Origin of the sequence: Erythrobacter sp. QSSC1-22B, from assembly GCF_001678665.1 — a bacterium.
Classification (GTDB): Bacteria; Pseudomonadota; Alphaproteobacteria; order Sphingomonadales; family Sphingomonadaceae; genus Qipengyuania.
The window spans coordinates 13,713-27,814 of the sequence record NZ_LZRP01000007.1; the positions used below are offsets into that span (position 1 = coordinate 13,713).

Here is a 14,102-nt window from a genome sequence, read left to right on the forward strand (position 1 = left end):
TCACTCTTGATCCTCATTGCCGGTTCGCAACGCATCGTTGATCCAGACTCGCGGGTTCGCGTCAATACCAAGAACTGGGGAGGGGCGCATTTCACGTCGCGTGTGAGAGCATTGCACGCTAGTCAGCAACGATGATCGACAGTGTCTCGAGCTGGAGTTAGCCCTGTCTCGACTGCGCTGAGGAAGGCCCAAAAGTGCGCTCAAATTTGCGCTCGAAGTTCAGTTTTTTGGCAAAAAGGTGAACCGAACACCCCTTATATGAACGAAAGTGTGGGGAAGAGTGTGGGGGAGGGATTCAGCTAATTCTGAGAACAGAATTGATTTCAAAAGATTAATTTATTAGTTCGAATCAAGCCCTGCCACCACTTGCCCTTCCCGAAGCATACACTGAAATCCCGAGAAGCAGCCTCGGCTCCGGAGGTGCTTGCGAAGGCAGACGCCTTCCGGATCGAGGGGGCCGAGGTGGTCTGTCCCGGCGTTGCGAGCAACCCAATGTCCGCCATGACGCTGCTCAAAGGGGCGCGCGATATGAGTGAGGACGCGCCTTCAAGAGTGCGCAGCGCGGGACAGAGCGCATGGACAACCTTCGGCGGACTGATCTGATGCAGGGTCTTGAAGACATCGCTGCGCTGCCGGTGGTGACGCCACGTCTGCATGAGGTCGGCTACAGTCGCGAAGGCCTTGAAAAGGTGACCAGCGGCAATTTCCTGAAGCTCATGCGCGCGGCGCAAGCGGCGCTCGAACGCCAGGCCTGCCGATCCGACGCCGCATCGGCCATCCCAGACCGGCTCAGATCGGCAGTTCGTTGCTCGACTTGATCTGCGACAGCGCGACGGTCGAGTTGATCTCCTGCACCCCGGGCAGCTTGCTCAGGCAGTCGAAGAAAAACCGTTCATAGGCGTCGATGTCCTCGGCCACGATGCGCAGCATGAAGTCGGTCGTGCCCATAAGAACATAGGCATCCAGAACCTCTGGAAAGGCCCCGATCGCGGCGCTGAATTCATCGAGATTCGCGCGACCATGCGCGTTGAGCTTCACCTGCGCGAAGATGTGCGCGTTCAGCCCGACCGCGCGCCGGTCAACGAGCGCCACATGGCCAAGGATTATCCCGTCGCGTTCCATCCGCGCAATCCGTCGCCAGCAAGGCGAGGGCGACAGGCCGACTTTCTCGGCGATCTCCGCCGTCGTCTGTTTGGCATCGCGCTGAAGCTCGCGGAGAATTTTCTTCTCGTAATCGTCCAGGGCGGTCAAATTATTCTCCAAGCTGGATAATGGAGGAAAATATAACCGAAAACCTCCGGTATTCCAGTGAAATGAGACAGGACTTTCCTGCCCCCAGGCTCGATAATGCCCGCAAGCAATCAGGAGGGTTTCGATGAACAATCACACGCAGGACAAGCTGGATACCGAGTATTTCGTGCTTCGGGACGAAGCGGCAGGGCTCGATGGCATGATCGCCCTGCACTCGACCGCGCTCGGTCCGGCTGCGGGCGGTTGCCGTTTCTGGCACTATCCCTCGCACGAAGCGCTAACGGTCGATGCCGCGCGGCTGGCGCGCGGTATGACCTACAAGAACGCACTCGCCGAGCTCCCGCTGGGTGGAGGCAAGGCGGTGCTGCGCGTTCCCGAAGGACCGTACGACCGGGCAAAGCTGTTCCGCGCGTTCGGCCGCGAGGTGGAGAAGCTGCGCGGGCGCTACCTGACCGCCGAGGATGTCGGCACCTGTGTTGCGGATATGGAGGCCATCTCGTCCGAAACCGCCCATGTGGCCGGTCTTGCGCAAGTGCCCGGACGGCCCGGCGGCGACCCCTCGCCATGGACGGCGCGGGGGGTGTTCGGAGCGATGGAATATCTGGCACAGACGCATCTGGACCGCGCGATCGGGGATTGCACCGTGGCGATCCAGGGCGTCGGCAATGTCGGCGGCGCGCTGGCGAGGCTGCTGCACGCCAGCGGCGCGAAGCTGGTGCTGGCCGATACCAATTCCGAACGCCTGGCCAAGCTCGCCATCGAAACCGGCGCCGATGTGGCCGGTGTCAACGAGGTCTGCGGCGTCAAGGCAGACATCCTCGCGCCTTGCGCGCTGGGTGGCGTCTTCAATGCGACCACCATCGCCAAGGTAAAGGCCAGGATCGTGTGCGGCGCTGCCAACAATCAATTGGCCACCGAGGAGGATGGTGTCCGGCTGGCCGAACGCGGCGTGCTCTATGCTCCCGACTGCGTGGTCAACGCGGGTGGCATCATCAATGTTGCGGCCGAGCATCTCGGCTGGGATGCCGCGGAAGTGGTCCGCCGGGTCGATGGCACGGCGGAGCGTCTGGCGCGGGTGCTGGCCCGTTCCGATCAGCTTGGCGTGGCACCGAACCTGGCCGCCGACTCGCTGGCGCGCGAGCGGGTCAGACGTGGCGCAGCGCTGGCGGCCTGACCGTCTTGAGCCTGCCATGCCCCAATCTGGCTCAATACGTCGGCTTGAGATCTGCGGGGATCAGGGCCTGGATATGCCGCTGCGCGTGCTCGGGCTCGTTTCCCAGCTCGGGCTGTGTCCCGATCGCATCGTGATCGAGCGTGGCCCGGAGGGACAGTCGATCGATGTGCTGCTGGAAATTACGGAATCGCGGGGCGCGCTGCTGGTCGAAAAGCTGAGCTCGATGGTGCTGGTTCGCGGCGTGACGCTGTCATAGTTCGAGGATGGAGGCGTCCGGTGCGCAAGCCCTGTCCGTCAATTGCCTCTCCCAGCGCCTGCACCGATTCCCTACAAATCTTGGAGATCCCAGCGCTTCCCCCAGGCCGGATTGCGAAAAACCGGCGTGGCGCCCAGCAAGATCCGACCGTGTCTGTTGCAACTCTGCACGCCGTTTGATAGCGGCGTCCCACCGGGTCGACTTGCGGCCCGGTAAAGCGCGCCGGTAACGGGAATGCAGTGCGCTCGGCCATGCCGGGCAAATCTGCAGCTGACCCTGCAACTGTAAGCGGTGAGCACGATGTGCACGCGGATCGGAGACGGTCTGCAGCCACTGGATGGCCGGGCGAATGCCGGGCCGCTGGGAAGGCGCCCATCGTGTGACGACCCGCGAGCCAGGAGACCGACCGATGCGTGTCGCTCTTGCCGGGTCCATGGGACTGACCGGGCGCGAAACCGAATTCGTCTGAGCGACGAACGTGCGGCTGGGGCCGCATCGGACACAACCGGCGGCCGCTCACGCGTCCGGGCGCCGGTGATGGCCGACCGTTCGCGCGGACGCCCCGGTCATGTCGCTCGACGCCGGGAAAGTCTTGTCTCGTGAATAACCACATCCTCATACCTGCCGCGCTGTGCGCGGCCTGCATCGCTGCGCCCGCAATTGCGCAAACCAGCCTCGCCGATCGGTCGTCCGTCGACGCCAATGTAATCGTCATCACCGGCACCCGATCGGGCGATGCGATCCGCGTCGACCAGCATGGCGCGGCGATCACCACGCTCGACGCCGAAGCCCTCGAGCAGCGCCAGACCCGCAGCGTCTCCGACGCTCTGCGCGACGTCCCGGGGGTCGCGGTCAGCCGGATCGCGGGCCAGACGCAGGTCCGGCTGCGAGGCAGCGAGGCCAACCACGTTCTCGTGCTCATCGACGGCATTGAGGCCTCCGATCCCTATTCGGGCGAGTTCGATTTCGGCACTTTGCCCGCCGATGCGGCGGCTCGGGTCGAGATCGTGCGCGGGCAGCAAAGCGCGATCTACGGTTCCGACGCGATCGGCGGTGTGATCCAGTATATCACGCTGACGGGCCGCGAGGCGCCGGGCTTCCGTGCCCGTTTCGAAGCCGGGTCCTTCGGCACCCTGAATGGTGCGGTGCGTGCCGCGGGTGTAGGGGGGAATCTGGACTATGCTCTGTCCGGCACGCTCAATACCACCGCTGGGCCCTCCAACGCCCGCGCTGGCGGGCGCGACCTCAGAAGCGACACCGGCGCGGTGTCGCTCAAGAGCAGCTGGATACTGCGCCCCGAACTGCGCATTACGGCCGTGGGCCGCTATGCGCTCTCGAATGCCGATTTCAACGACACCGACAACGACCCCACCAGCCCCAGCTTCGGGCTGATCGTCGACACACCAGGTGCCCGGGTCCGCAGCGAGGGCTTGTATGGATTGCTGCGCGGCGAACTCGATCTGTTCGACAATCGCTGGAGCCATGCGGTCACGGCCCAGATCGCGGACACCGTGCGCGACGGGTTCAACGCCAGCGGCCGGAGCTATGGCAATGCCGGAACGCGGCAGAAGGGCTCCTATGAAACTACGCTGCGACTGGGCGAAGGCGATGTGCGCCATTTGCTGACTGCAGCTTTCGACGCCGAGCGTGAGCGCTATCGCAACACCGATCCCTCGGGATACGCCTTCACCGGTTCGCGCAGCAACGACAATATCGGCCTTGTCGGCCAATACGAACTCCTGCTCGGCAACCGCGCCTCCCTGGGTGCCTCGATCCGCCATGACGACAACCAGCGCTTCGCTGGCTCCACCACCTATCGTGTCCAAGCGAGCTATCGCCTCGGAAACGATACGCGGTTGCGCGGCGCTGCCGGCTCGGGAGTAAAGAACCCGGGCTTCTACGAGCTGTTCGGATATGTCGACGGTCGCTACATCGGCAACGAGAACCTGCGCCCCGAACGCTCGCAAGGCTGGGAAGTCGGCGTCGAACAGTCGTTGAACGATGGCGCGGTCAATTTCGGCGCAACCTATTTCCAGAGCCGGCTCGAAGACGAGATCTTCACTGCCTACCCAGCACCCTCGTTCATCGCCACCCCCGCCAACAGCGAGGAGGCTTCGCGCCAGCGCGGGGTCGAGACCTATCTCAACGCTCGCCTCGGGCAGGCTTGGCGGATCGATGCCGCCTACACCTATCTCCATGCCCGCGAAGCCGGGCTGGAGGAAGTGCGGCGCCCACCGCACATCGCCAGCATTGCGGTCAGCTGGCGCGCTCCGGGCGACCGGCTCAGCCTGACCGGGGTCGCCCGCTACAACGGCGAGACCGACGACCTCGCCTTTACGGATCCTTCCTACGTGCCGGTGCGCGAACGGCTCGACGATTATGTGCTCGTCAATCTGAATGCAGACTTCCGCCTCACCGAGGAAATCTCGCTCTTCGGCCGCGTCGAAAACCTCTTCGACGAGCGCTACGAGGATGTGTTCAGCTTCACCAATCCGGGCGTTTCGGCCTTCGTCGGCCTGCGCGCGCGAATTTGATCCAGGAGATGGAAACCATGAACGAGAACACCAAATTCGCCGCGGTCGGCTGGCCGCTCACATTGGCCGCAGCAGCGATCCTTGGCAGCCTGGCCCTGGCCTGCATGATGCCATTCGTCGCGCTTGCTACGCTTGCCGCGGTCACCATGTCGCGCGCGCAGGCAGTAATCACGGTGGCCGGCATCTGGGCGGTCAACCAGCTTATGGGTTTCGGGATGTTTGGCTACCCGCTCAACGCCTATGCGCTCGGCTGGGGGGCGGCGCTGGGCGCTGCGAGCATGGCAGCTCTGGTCGTCGCCCGCAGCTTCGCCGGGATCGCGCCGAGGGCGCTGCCGACCCCAATGCGGATTGCGGCTGCCTTCGGCCTCGCCTTCGTCTCCTATGAGGTGTTTTTGTTCGGCTTTGCGCTGGTCGCCGGTGGTACCGAGACCTTCACCGCCGCGATCGTTGGCCAGATCCTCGCCAATGACGCGCTTTGGCTAGTCGGACTCGGTCTGCTCTATACCGTCCTCCAACGCACCGCGCCAAACCTCTTCGGTCCGGCGCTCGCGCTGAGGCCGCGCTGATGGCGACGCCTCCCAGAGTCGTCTCGCTGCTCCCCAGCGCCACCGAAATCGCGGTGGCGGTGGGACTGGGCGAGCAATTGCTGGGTCGTTCGCACGAATGCGACTTCCCGCCCTTCGTCGCAGCACTTCCGGTGCTGACCTCGACCAAGCTGGAAAAGGGGCTGACTTCGCTGGAGATCGATCGCCGGGTTCAGGAAATCGTGCGCCTGGGGCTGTCCGTCTACGCCGTCGATGCCAATCGGCTGCGCGCGCTGAAGCCCGATGTCATCCTCACCCAGTCGCAATGCGCGGTCTGCGCGGTCACCCCCGCCGATCTCGAAGAGTCGCTGGCGGGATGGGTGGGTACCGCACCCACTTTGGTGTCGCTGGCTCCCGATGACCTGAGCGATGTCTGGGGGGATTTCGCCCGGGTGGGCGATGCCGTCGGGGCCCGCGCCGAAGCCGACCGCGCGGTCGCAGGCTTGCGCGAGCGGATGGACGGGCTCGCGAACCGGACCGCGCGGCGCGGGACACGACCGACTGTGTCCGCGATCGAGTGGGTTGACCCTCTGATGGCGGCCGGCAACTGGGTTCCCGATCTCATCGAGCTTGCCGGCGGCGAACCCCTGTTTGCGACGGCGGGGCAGCATTCGCCCTGGCTCGCATGGGATGCACTGCTGGCCGCCGATCCCGATGTCATTGTCATGATGCCCTGCGGCTACCAGATCCCCCAAACGCTGGCCGACCTTGCACCGCTGGTCGATCGGCCGGGCTGGGCCGATCTCTCTGCGGTGCGCGCTGGCCGGGTGTTCGTCGCCGACGGGCACCATTTCTTCAACCGGCCCGGGCCGAGGCTTGTCGAATCCGCCGAAATCATCGCCGCATGCCTCGATGGTCTGCCACCGTCCGCCGATGAGCACCGATGGCTGGCGCTGCCGACGCGTGGTTAGCCACAAACCGGAATGGTAGCTATCGGCCCAATAGCGGCTGGCAGGCATGGGCTGGGTCGATAGCAGGTCTCGGGATGATGAAGGGTGTCTCGTCGGGCCCTGCATTCGGGTCGTCTGGCGAAGTCGGCCACCGGCGATGAGGCCCGCATCGTGACACCGGTCAACCGGCCATCGACAATCTCGAACCGCACGATCGCGTCCTCCCCTGTCCCGCGCCGTTGTCGGAGATTTGTGTGGGGTCCGGGCCTGGATCGGCAACAAATTTGGGAGAGAGTGTGGGGAAACGATGGGCTGGAGAAAAAAGGAGGGCATTACAATTCAGTAGCTTGGTAGTCCGATACAGGCCTTCCGCCACTGGCTCCCCTCGTCGATCCCAAGCAGCGCCCGGCAGACGCGGCCTTGCCGTCGCGGTTACGTGGGATTACGCGTGCCGGCCATGACAGCAGATATCGTTCCGTCCGGTCGTCCCGTCATCTCCGCCACCGGATTGTTCACGCCCCAGGAAAGCATCAGCAACGACGAACTGGTCCAGAGTTTCAACCTCTATGTCGAGCGCTTCAATGGCGAGAACGCGGCGGCGATCGCCTCGGGCGAGCTCGAAGCCTTGCAACCCAGTTCGGTCGAATTCATCGAGAAGGCGAGCGGGATCAAGTCCCGCCACGTGATGACCAAGGCAGCGTTGCTGGATCCTGCGATCATGGCGCCAAGGCTCGACGAGCGCGCCGACGACGAACTGTCCATCCTCGCGGAGATCGGTGTGAAGGCGGCGCGCGATGCGCTGCAGCGCGCAGACCGCGAGCCGGGCGATGTCGATGCGGTGCTGTGTGCGGCATCCAACATGCAGCGGCCCTATCCGGCGATGGCAATCGAGATCCAGCAGGCGCTGGGGATCGACGGCTTCGCCTTCGATATGAACGTCGCTTGTTCCTCGGCGACCTTCGGGATCCAGACTGCTGCCGACTACATCCGCGCTGGCAACGCGCGAAGCGTCCTGGTGGTCAGCCCCGAAATCACCAGCGGCCATCTCAACTGGCGTGATCGCGACAGTCACTTCATTTTCGGCGATGTGGCGACCGCGGTGCTGGTGGAGGATGCGGCGATGGCGCCGGCGGTTCATTGGGATATTCTCGGAACCCGCCTCAAGACGGTGTTTTCCAACAATATCCGCAACAATTTCGGCTATCTCAACCGCGCGCATCCCGAGACTGTGGATGCGCCCGACAAGCTCTTTGTCCAGGAAGGCCGCAAGGTGTTCAAGGAAGTCGTCCCGATGGTCGCGCAGATGATCGTCGAGGAGGCCGAGAGGCTCGAGATCGATCCGCAGGGTTTGCGGCGGCTGTGGTTGCACCAGGCGAATGCGGGGATGAACCGCCTGATTGCCCAGCGGGTGCTGGGTCATGAAGCCAGCGAGGACGAGAGCCCGACCGTGCTCGACACCTATGGCAACACTTCGAGCGCGGGGTCGATCATCGCCTTCCATCTGAACAGCGAGGATCTGCAAGCGGGCGACACCGGGCTGATCTGCAGCTTCGGCGCAGGCTATTCCGCCGGCACGGTTTTTCTCCGCAAAGCAGGGTAGGGCGCCCGCGCGCTTGCGGCTGGGCAGCGCGTACCCTAGACGATGCCGATGGCAGGCGAACTCCTCGACAATCAGGGCCGCGGCGATGTCGCCTGGTCCTTCCCCCGCATTCATCCCGAAGGTCGCAAATACGGCCTGATCGCAGTCGCTGTCAGCCTGGTTTTCCTGCTCCTGTTCGATTGGGAGATCATCGGCTGGCCATTGTTGGCGCTGTCTGCCGGTGTCTTCGCCTTTTTCCGCGATCCGGAGCGGGTGGTCCCGCACGAGGATGCGCTGATCGTGTCCCCTGCAGATGGCCTGGTCTCGTTGATCGTGCAGGTCGAACCGCCCGAAGAACTCAAGATCGACGACGGCAGCGGCCTCGAAGGCCTGCCCGATGGGTTGGTGACGCGGATCTCAATCTTCATGAGCGTCTTCGACGTCCACATCAATCGTGCGCCGATAGCCGGCGTGATCCGGCGGCTGGTCTATCTGCCGGGCAAGTTCATGAATGCCGATCTCGACAAGGCGAGCGAGGAAAACGAGCGCCAGCACATCCTGATCGAGCGCGCCGACGGGACGCGGATCGGCTTTACCCAGATCGCAGGCCTGGTGGCACGACGGATCGTACCCTTCGTCAAGCCGGGCGACACTGTCGGGGCCGGGCAACGCGTCGGCCTGATACGCTTCGGTAGCAGGGTCGATATCTATCTGCCCGCGGGCACCGATTCCAGTGTTCTGCTCGGCCAGCGGTGCGTTGCCGGCGAGACCGTGCTCGGCGAAATCGGAACCCGGAAACTGATCGAGGGGGTAAGCCAGTGAGCATCGATCCGCGAGTAAATCCACGAGCCGATTCACGAGCCGATCCCCGCGCCGATCCAAGGGGCGATCGTCCGCGCCTGGGGCCCAAGGCGACCGAAGACGAAGCTTTCGAAACCACGCAGGCGCGCCCGCGCGGTCTCACGCTGAGGGCGCTGATGCCCAATGCGATCACTGCCGCTGCGCTGTGCGCAGGGCTCACCGGCATCCGCTTCGCAATTTCGGGACAGTGGAGCCTGGCGGTCTTCGCGATCATTCTCGCCGGTCTGCTCGATGGGCTCGACGGGCGGATCGCACGGATGCTCAATGCGCAGTCGCGGTTTGGCGCCGAACTCGACAGCCTGGCGGATTCGCTCTCCTTCGGCACCGCGCCGGCGATCATCATCTATCTGTGGTCGCTTCAGGATATGTCGCGGCTCGGCTGGTTTGCGGCGCTGGCCTTTGCCATCTGCTGCGCGCTGCGGCTCGCACGCTTCAACGCACAGATCGATACCGACGAACAGCCGCACAAATCTGCCGGCTTCCTCACCGGCATTCCCGCGCCCGTGGCCGCCGGTCTGGCGTTCCTGCCGTTCTACTTCTGGATGGCGACGGGTCAGGAGTTCTTCCGCGATCCGCTGCTGGTCGGACCATGGTTGGCGATCATCGCCGTGCTGATGATTTCGAACCTTGCGACCATGAGCTGGACGTCGTTGCGACCGCGCCGGACCATCCGGCTCGAACTGCTCGCGGTTGTCGGGCTGCTGTTTGCCGCTCTGTTGCTGGAGCCATGGTGGACGCTGGTGGTGATCTGTCTCGGCTATCTCGCCGCACTGCCCTACGGCTGGATGCGATACGCGAAAATCAGGCGGCAGCGCGCAGCGCGACCTTCGACATAAGCGTGCGCGATCCCAGCGGCGAACGATCGGCGATACGGCGACGCCCAGTGGTGGGCGCTTGCGCGCAACTGCGATCGCCATCGGCCAGTTGCCGTTTCAGCGCTCCGAAAGCCGACCACCAGCGCAATCCGCTATCGGCCAGCACCGCCACGCTGGCAAGTGCCAGCAGGACCAGGAGCGCAGTCAGAACAAGAGCAAACATCGGGCGTCTTTCCTTATCTTGGTGCCGTCCGCAGTCCGGTGGACAGGATGTGGATAGCCTGTGGAAAACTTCAATCGCCCGATAATCGTTCCGACGACACACCCGGTGTTCTCTATTTGTTCTTGCCAGTCAAGCAGAATCGCGCCTGCAGGACTCTGGAGAGCGACGAATTGACGGTGGATTCAGCCAGCAGCCTGCGGTAAGGGCTCGGCGTCTGCCATGGATTCGGCCATTTCCGGCTCGGCTCCCAGCAGACAAATCCACATGGCAGGCGCTTCATACCGGTGCCCGATAGCGGGAATTCTCCGCATCTCGGGTTCCAGCCTTCCAGAGGTCAAACCGGAAAGGAATTTACTTATGGCGGCTCCTACCGTCACGATGCAGCAATTGATCGAGGCTGGCGCCCATTTCGGCCACCAGACCCACCGCTGGAACCCGCGCATGAAGCCGTATATCTTCGGCGCGCGCAACGGCATCCACATCATCGACCTGTCGCAGACCGTGCCGCTGTTCGCGCGCGCGCTCGATTTCGTTGCGCAGTCCGCGCGTTCGGGTGGCAAGGTTCTGTTCGTCGGCACCAAGCGCCAGGCGCAGGACGCGATTGCGGAAACCGCGCGCGCCTCGGGCCAGCATTTCGTCAACCACCGCTGGCTGGGCGGGATGCTCACCAACTGGAAGACGATCTCGGGGTCGATCAAGCGTCTCAAGACGCTCGAGGAGCAGCTCTCGGGCGACACCTCGGGTCTGACCAAGAAGGAAGTCCTCCAGCTGACGCGCGAGCGCGACAAGCTCGAGCTCTCGCTTGGCGGCATCCGCGACATGGGCGGCATTCCCGACGTGATGTTCGTGATCGACGCCAACAAGGAAGAACTCGCGATCAAGGAAGCGAACGTCCTCGGCATTCCGGTGATTGCGGTGCTCGACACCAACACCGATCCCACCGGCATCGCCTTCCCGATTCCGGGCAATGACGACGCCAGCCGCGCGGTTCGCCTCTATTGCGACGCGATCGGCGAAGCGGCCCGTGCGGGCAAGGGCGAAGGCGTGATCGACAGCGGTAAGGATTTCGGCGCGATGGAAAATCCGCCGGAAGAAGCCGCGGCCTGATCAGCCTGCGCGGGTGCGTCATGCGCCCGTCAAAACTCCAGTCTAGGCGCCGGACCGATTAATCTCGGCCCGGCGCCGCACATCTTTCAAGAAGGATCCCACCATGGCGAATTTCACCACCGCCGACATCAAGGCGCTGCGCGAGCGCACCGGCGCGGGCATGATGGATGCCAAGAAGGCGCTCGTCGAATGCGACGGTGACCTCGAAGCAGCCGTCGATGCGCTCCGCGCCAAGGGTCTCGCCACCGCGCAGAAGAAGTCCAGCCGCACCGCGGCCGAAGGCCTCGTTGGCGTTGCCGTCGAAGGCACCACGGGCGTTGCGGTCGAGGTCAATTCCGAGACCGACTTCGTCGCCAAGAATGACCGGTTCCAGGACTTCGTCCGCAAGGTCACCGAGACCGCGCTCAAGACATCGGGCGATGATGTCGAGACATTGAAGGGCCTCGACTACCCCGACGGCGGCACCGTGAGCGACAAGCTGACCGACAATGTCGCCACCATCGGCGAGAACCAGCAGATCCGCCGCATGAAGACCGTATCGGTCTCCAAGGGCATGGTCGTGCCCTATATGCACAATGCGGTCGCACCCAACCTCGGCAAGATCGGCGTGCTCGTCGCGCTCGAAAGCGAAGCGGGTGCCGATGTGCTCGAACCGCTCGGCAAGCAGCTGGCGATGCATATCGCCGCGGCTTTCCCGCAGGCGCTCAACGCCGAGGGTCTCGACGCCGAGACCATCGAGCGCGAGCGCAAGATCGCGGCCGAGAAGGCAGCCGAGAGCGGCAAGCCCGCCGAGGTCCAGGACAAGATGGTCGAGGGTGCGATCAAGAAGTTCGCCAAGGAAAACGCGCTGCTGAGCCAGGTTTTCGTCATGGACAACAAGACCGCGATTGCCGACGTCGTCGCCAAGGCGGGCAAGGATGCCGGCCATGCGATCGAGCTGAAGGACTATGTCCGCTTCCAGCTCGGCGAGGGCATCGAGAAGGAAGCGAGCGATTTCGCCGCGGAAGTGGCGGCTGCCGTCAAGGGCTGAGCGCGAAACCAACTCCTACAATTTGCGGCCGCCGGACTTCTGTTCGGCGGCCGTTTTTGTGCGCTTCTCCCGAGTCGCGCGGAGTTGGTTGATGAAACACATCGGGAGGGGGTGGGGCTGCCCGGGCGGTTAGAACGCCGAATCGCGGGTGCAAGAAACCGGAGTAGGGCCAGCGCGCGTCTTGCGTGCAGGAAATCGCGCTTTGATCCCGCTTGAGGTCGACATCCCCTTTCCCCTTTGCGCCTCCGCCACGAGGGGGCTAAGGAGCCGCAACCCTTGGATTTAACGGACAGCTCTCGCCCCATGCCCATGCCTCCGATCAAACGCGTCCTGCTCAAGCTGTCGGGCGAAGTGCTGATGGGGGATCAGCAGTTCGGGATCGACCCTGCCTTCGTGATGGAACTCGCCAAGGAAGTGAAATCCGCGCAGGCGGGCGGGCTCGAGATCTGCCTCGTCATCGGCGGCGGTAATATCTTCCGCGGGATGGCGGGCGCGGCGCAGGGGATGGACCGCGCGCAGGCCGATTACATGGGCATGCTCGCCACGGTGATGAACGCGCTGGCGATGCAGAATGCGCTCGAGCAATTGGGCGTGCCCACCCGGGTCCAGTCGGCGATCGAGATGGACAAGGTCTGCGAGCCGGTGATCCGCCGCCGCGCCGAGCGCCATCTCGAGAAGGGCCGCATCGTGATCTTCGCGGCAGGCGTCGGCGCGCCCTATTTCACCACCGACAGCGGCGCCGCTCTGCGCGCTGCGGAAATGCGCTGCGACGCGCTGCTCAAGGGCACCAGCGTCGATGGCGTCTATGATTCCGACCCTAAGAAAAATCCTGACGCAAAGCGTTACGACACCGTGAGTTACGACCGCGTGCTCGCAGACAATCTCAAGGTTATGGATGCCAGCGCGGTCTCGCTGTGCCGCGACAACGATATCCCCATCGTGGTGTTCTCGATCCGCGAGCAGGGCAATCTGGCGCGGGTGCTGGCGGGCGAGGGAGTCCAGACCATTGTCGGCAAGGCGTAGCCGCCGACGCGACAGAGCGCGCAGCGTCCGATAGACCTCAACGACCAGACTCTTCATACCGATCGACTTTTCGAACCGACCACAAGCAGACCGAGGATTCCGACCATGGCCAAATACGACAAAAGCGATATCGAGCGCCGCATGGCGGGCGCGGTGGAAAGCCTCAAGGGCGATCTCTCGGGCCTGCGGACGGGCCGCGCCAATGTCGCCCTGCTCGATCCGGTGACGGTCGATGTCTATGGCTCGATCATGCCGCTCAACCAGGTGGCCACGGTCAACGCGCCCGAGCCGCGGATGCTCGCGGTGCAGGTTTGGGACAAGGCCAACACCACCGCGGTGGAAAAGGGTATCGCCCGCGCCAATCTGGGTCTCAACCCGATGACCGACGGCCAGACCATCCGCCTGCCGCTCCCCGATCTTACCGAGGAGCGCCGCAAGGAACTGGCCAAGCTCGCCGGGCAGTATTCGGAGAACGCCAAGATCGCGATCCGCAACGTGCGCCGCGATGCGATGGAAGCGCTCAAGGAAGACGAGAAGAAGAAGGAAATCTCCGAGGACGATCGCAAGCGTCTTGAGGACGAGGTCCAGAAGCTGACCGACAAGCATGTCGCCGAGGCCGACCAGGTCGCCGAGGCGAAGGAGAAGGAAATCCTCACTCAGTGAGAACCGATCCCTCCTGTCCGGCCCAGAGCCTGCATCAGGGCCTGCACCATTGGCCGCACCCGTGACCGAGCCAGCGAGCGCGACTGCGAATGCCGACCCCGGTCGCGCGCGC

The 14,102-nt window shown here is 64.0% G+C and carries 15 protein-coding genes and 1 riboswitch; of the genes, 13 read left to right on the plus strand and 2 right to left on the minus strand.

Annotation, left to right across the window (positions count from 1 at the left end; genetic code table 11):
- Positions 1 to 575 precede the first annotated feature (575 nt).
- Entirely contained in the window at positions 576 to 818 is a 243-nt protein-coding gene (locus tag A9995_RS16750) for a membrane dipeptidase (protein WP_145916938.1), read from the plus strand.
- Here A9995_RS16750 and A9995_RS12040 read toward each other — a convergent pair.
- Positions 790 to 1,251 (minus strand): Lrp/AsnC family transcriptional regulator, encoded by a 462-nt coding sequence (locus tag A9995_RS12040; RefSeq protein WP_067613635.1) that lies wholly within the window; start codon positions 1,249 to 1,251, stop codon positions 790 to 792. The genes A9995_RS16750 and A9995_RS12040 overlap by 29 nt on opposite strands.
- A gap of 124 nt (positions 1,252 to 1,375) precedes the next feature.
- Between A9995_RS12040 and A9995_RS12045 the strand changes: the two genes are divergently transcribed.
- The 8 genes from A9995_RS12045 to A9995_RS12080 all read left to right on the plus strand — a co-directional run bounded on the left by A9995_RS12045 (position 1,376) and on the right by A9995_RS12080 (position 9,965).
- Complete coding sequence (locus A9995_RS12045) at positions 1,376 to 2,425, plus strand: Glu/Leu/Phe/Val dehydrogenase (protein ID WP_067613346.1); 1,050 nt, start codon at positions 1,376 to 1,378, stop codon at positions 2,423 to 2,425.
- The gene (locus A9995_RS12050; RefSeq protein ID WP_168157398.1) at positions 2,403 to 2,681 is read left to right on the plus strand and encodes a hypothetical protein; all 279 of its coding nucleotides are present in this window, start codon (positions 2,403 to 2,405) and stop codon (positions 2,679 to 2,681) included. Before A9995_RS12045 ends, A9995_RS12050 begins: the two co-directional genes overlap by 23 nt.
- Positions 2,682 to 2,869: 188 nt before the next feature.
- Positions 2,870 to 3,107: riboswitch (cobalamin riboswitch) on the plus strand.
- Between the two features lie 173 nt (positions 3,108 to 3,280).
- On the plus strand, positions 3,281 to 5,215 hold the full coding sequence (locus tag A9995_RS12055) for a TonB-dependent siderophore receptor (RefSeq protein ID WP_067613350.1): 1,935 nt from the start codon (positions 3,281 to 3,283) through the stop codon (positions 5,213 to 5,215).
- 17 nt (positions 5,216 to 5,232) lie between these two features.
- Positions 5,233 to 5,781, plus strand: coding sequence for a hypothetical protein (locus A9995_RS12060; RefSeq protein WP_145916939.1), 549 nt, complete (start codon positions 5,233 to 5,235; stop codon positions 5,779 to 5,781).
- Positions 5,781 to 6,710, plus strand: coding sequence for a cobalamin-binding protein (locus A9995_RS12065; protein ID WP_067613354.1), 930 nt, complete (start codon positions 5,781 to 5,783; stop codon positions 6,708 to 6,710). The genes A9995_RS12060 and A9995_RS12065 overlap by 1 nt, the downstream gene beginning before the upstream one ends.
- A 436-nt stretch (positions 6,711 to 7,146) precedes the next feature.
- A complete protein-coding gene (locus tag A9995_RS12070; protein ID WP_067613356.1) occupies positions 7,147 to 8,289 on the plus strand; it encodes a beta-ketoacyl-ACP synthase III in 1,143 nt (380 codons plus the stop codon).
- 48 nt (positions 8,290 to 8,337) lie between these two features.
- Entirely contained in the window at positions 8,338 to 9,090 is a 753-nt protein-coding gene (locus tag A9995_RS12075) for a phosphatidylserine decarboxylase (protein ID WP_067613358.1), read from the plus strand.
- 155 nt (positions 9,091 to 9,245) lie between these two features.
- Positions 9,246 to 9,965 (plus strand): phosphatidylcholine/phosphatidylserine synthase, encoded by a 720-nt coding sequence (locus A9995_RS12080; RefSeq protein ID WP_067613637.1) that lies wholly within the window; start codon positions 9,246 to 9,248, stop codon positions 9,963 to 9,965.
- Here the strand turns inward: A9995_RS12080 and A9995_RS12085 are convergent.
- A complete protein-coding gene (locus A9995_RS12085) occupies positions 9,931 to 10,167 on the minus strand; it encodes a hypothetical protein (protein ID WP_067613360.1) in 237 nt (78 codons plus the stop codon). The genes A9995_RS12080 and A9995_RS12085 overlap by 35 nt on opposite strands.
- 357 nt (positions 10,168 to 10,524) lie before the next feature.
- Here A9995_RS12085 and rpsB point away from each other — a divergent pair, with 357 nt between their 5' ends.
- The 4 genes from rpsB (at position 10,525) to frr (ending at position 13,990) form a co-directional block, all read left to right on the plus strand.
- Complete coding sequence (gene rpsB / locus A9995_RS12090) at positions 10,525 to 11,274, plus strand: 30S ribosomal protein S2 (protein ID WP_067613362.1); 750 nt, start codon at positions 10,525 to 10,527, stop codon at positions 11,272 to 11,274.
- 103 nt (positions 11,275 to 11,377) lie between these two features.
- On the plus strand, positions 11,378 to 12,304 hold the full coding sequence (tsf, locus tag A9995_RS12095; protein ID WP_067613364.1) for a translation elongation factor Ts: 927 nt from the start codon (positions 11,378 to 11,380) through the stop codon (positions 12,302 to 12,304).
- A gap of 303 nt (positions 12,305 to 12,607) precedes the next feature.
- Positions 12,608 to 13,327 carry a UMP kinase gene (gene pyrH / locus A9995_RS12100; RefSeq protein ID WP_067613367.1) on the plus strand — a complete coding sequence of 240 codons (720 nt, stop codon included), beginning with the start codon at positions 12,608 to 12,610 and terminating at the stop codon, positions 13,325 to 13,327.
- 105 nt (positions 13,328 to 13,432) lie between these two features.
- Entirely contained in the window at positions 13,433 to 13,990 is a 558-nt protein-coding gene (gene frr / locus A9995_RS12105) for a ribosome recycling factor (RefSeq protein WP_067613370.1), read from the plus strand.
- Positions 13,991 to 14,102 lie beyond the last annotated feature (112 nt).

Coding starts and splice junctions, on each gene's coding strand:
- A9995_RS16750 (WP_145916938.1), top strand. CDS start 576: ATGGACAACCTTCGGCGGACTGATCTGATGCAGGGTCTTGAAGACATC.
- A9995_RS12045 (WP_067613346.1), top strand. CDS start 1,376: ATGAACAATCACACGCAGGACAAGCTGGATACCGAGTATTTCGTGCTT.
- A9995_RS12060 (WP_145916939.1), top strand. CDS start 5,233: ATGAACGAGAACACCAAATTCGCCGCGGTCGGCTGGCCGCTCACATTG.
- A9995_RS12065 (WP_067613354.1), top strand. CDS start 5,781: ATGGCGACGCCTCCCAGAGTCGTCTCGCTGCTCCCCAGCGCCACCGAA.
- A9995_RS12070 (WP_067613356.1), top strand. CDS start 7,147: ATGACAGCAGATATCGTTCCGTCCGGTCGTCCCGTCATCTCCGCCACC.
- A9995_RS12075 (WP_067613358.1), top strand. CDS start 8,338: ATGGCAGGCGAACTCCTCGACAATCAGGGCCGCGGCGATGTCGCCTGG.
- A9995_RS12080 (WP_067613637.1), top strand. CDS start 9,246: ATGCCCAATGCGATCACTGCCGCTGCGCTGTGCGCAGGGCTCACCGGC.
- A9995_RS12085 (WP_067613360.1), bottom strand. CDS start 10,167: ATGTTTGCTCTTGTTCTGACTGCGCTCCTGGTCCTGCTGGCACTTGCC.
- rpsB (WP_067613362.1), top strand. CDS start 10,525: ATGGCGGCTCCTACCGTCACGATGCAGCAATTGATCGAGGCTGGCGCC.
- tsf (WP_067613364.1), top strand. CDS start 11,378: ATGGCGAATTTCACCACCGCCGACATCAAGGCGCTGCGCGAGCGCACC.
- pyrH (WP_067613367.1), top strand. CDS start 12,608: ATGCCCATGCCTCCGATCAAACGCGTCCTGCTCAAGCTGTCGGGCGAA.
- frr (WP_067613370.1), top strand. CDS start 13,433: ATGGCCAAATACGACAAAAGCGATATCGAGCGCCGCATGGCGGGCGCG.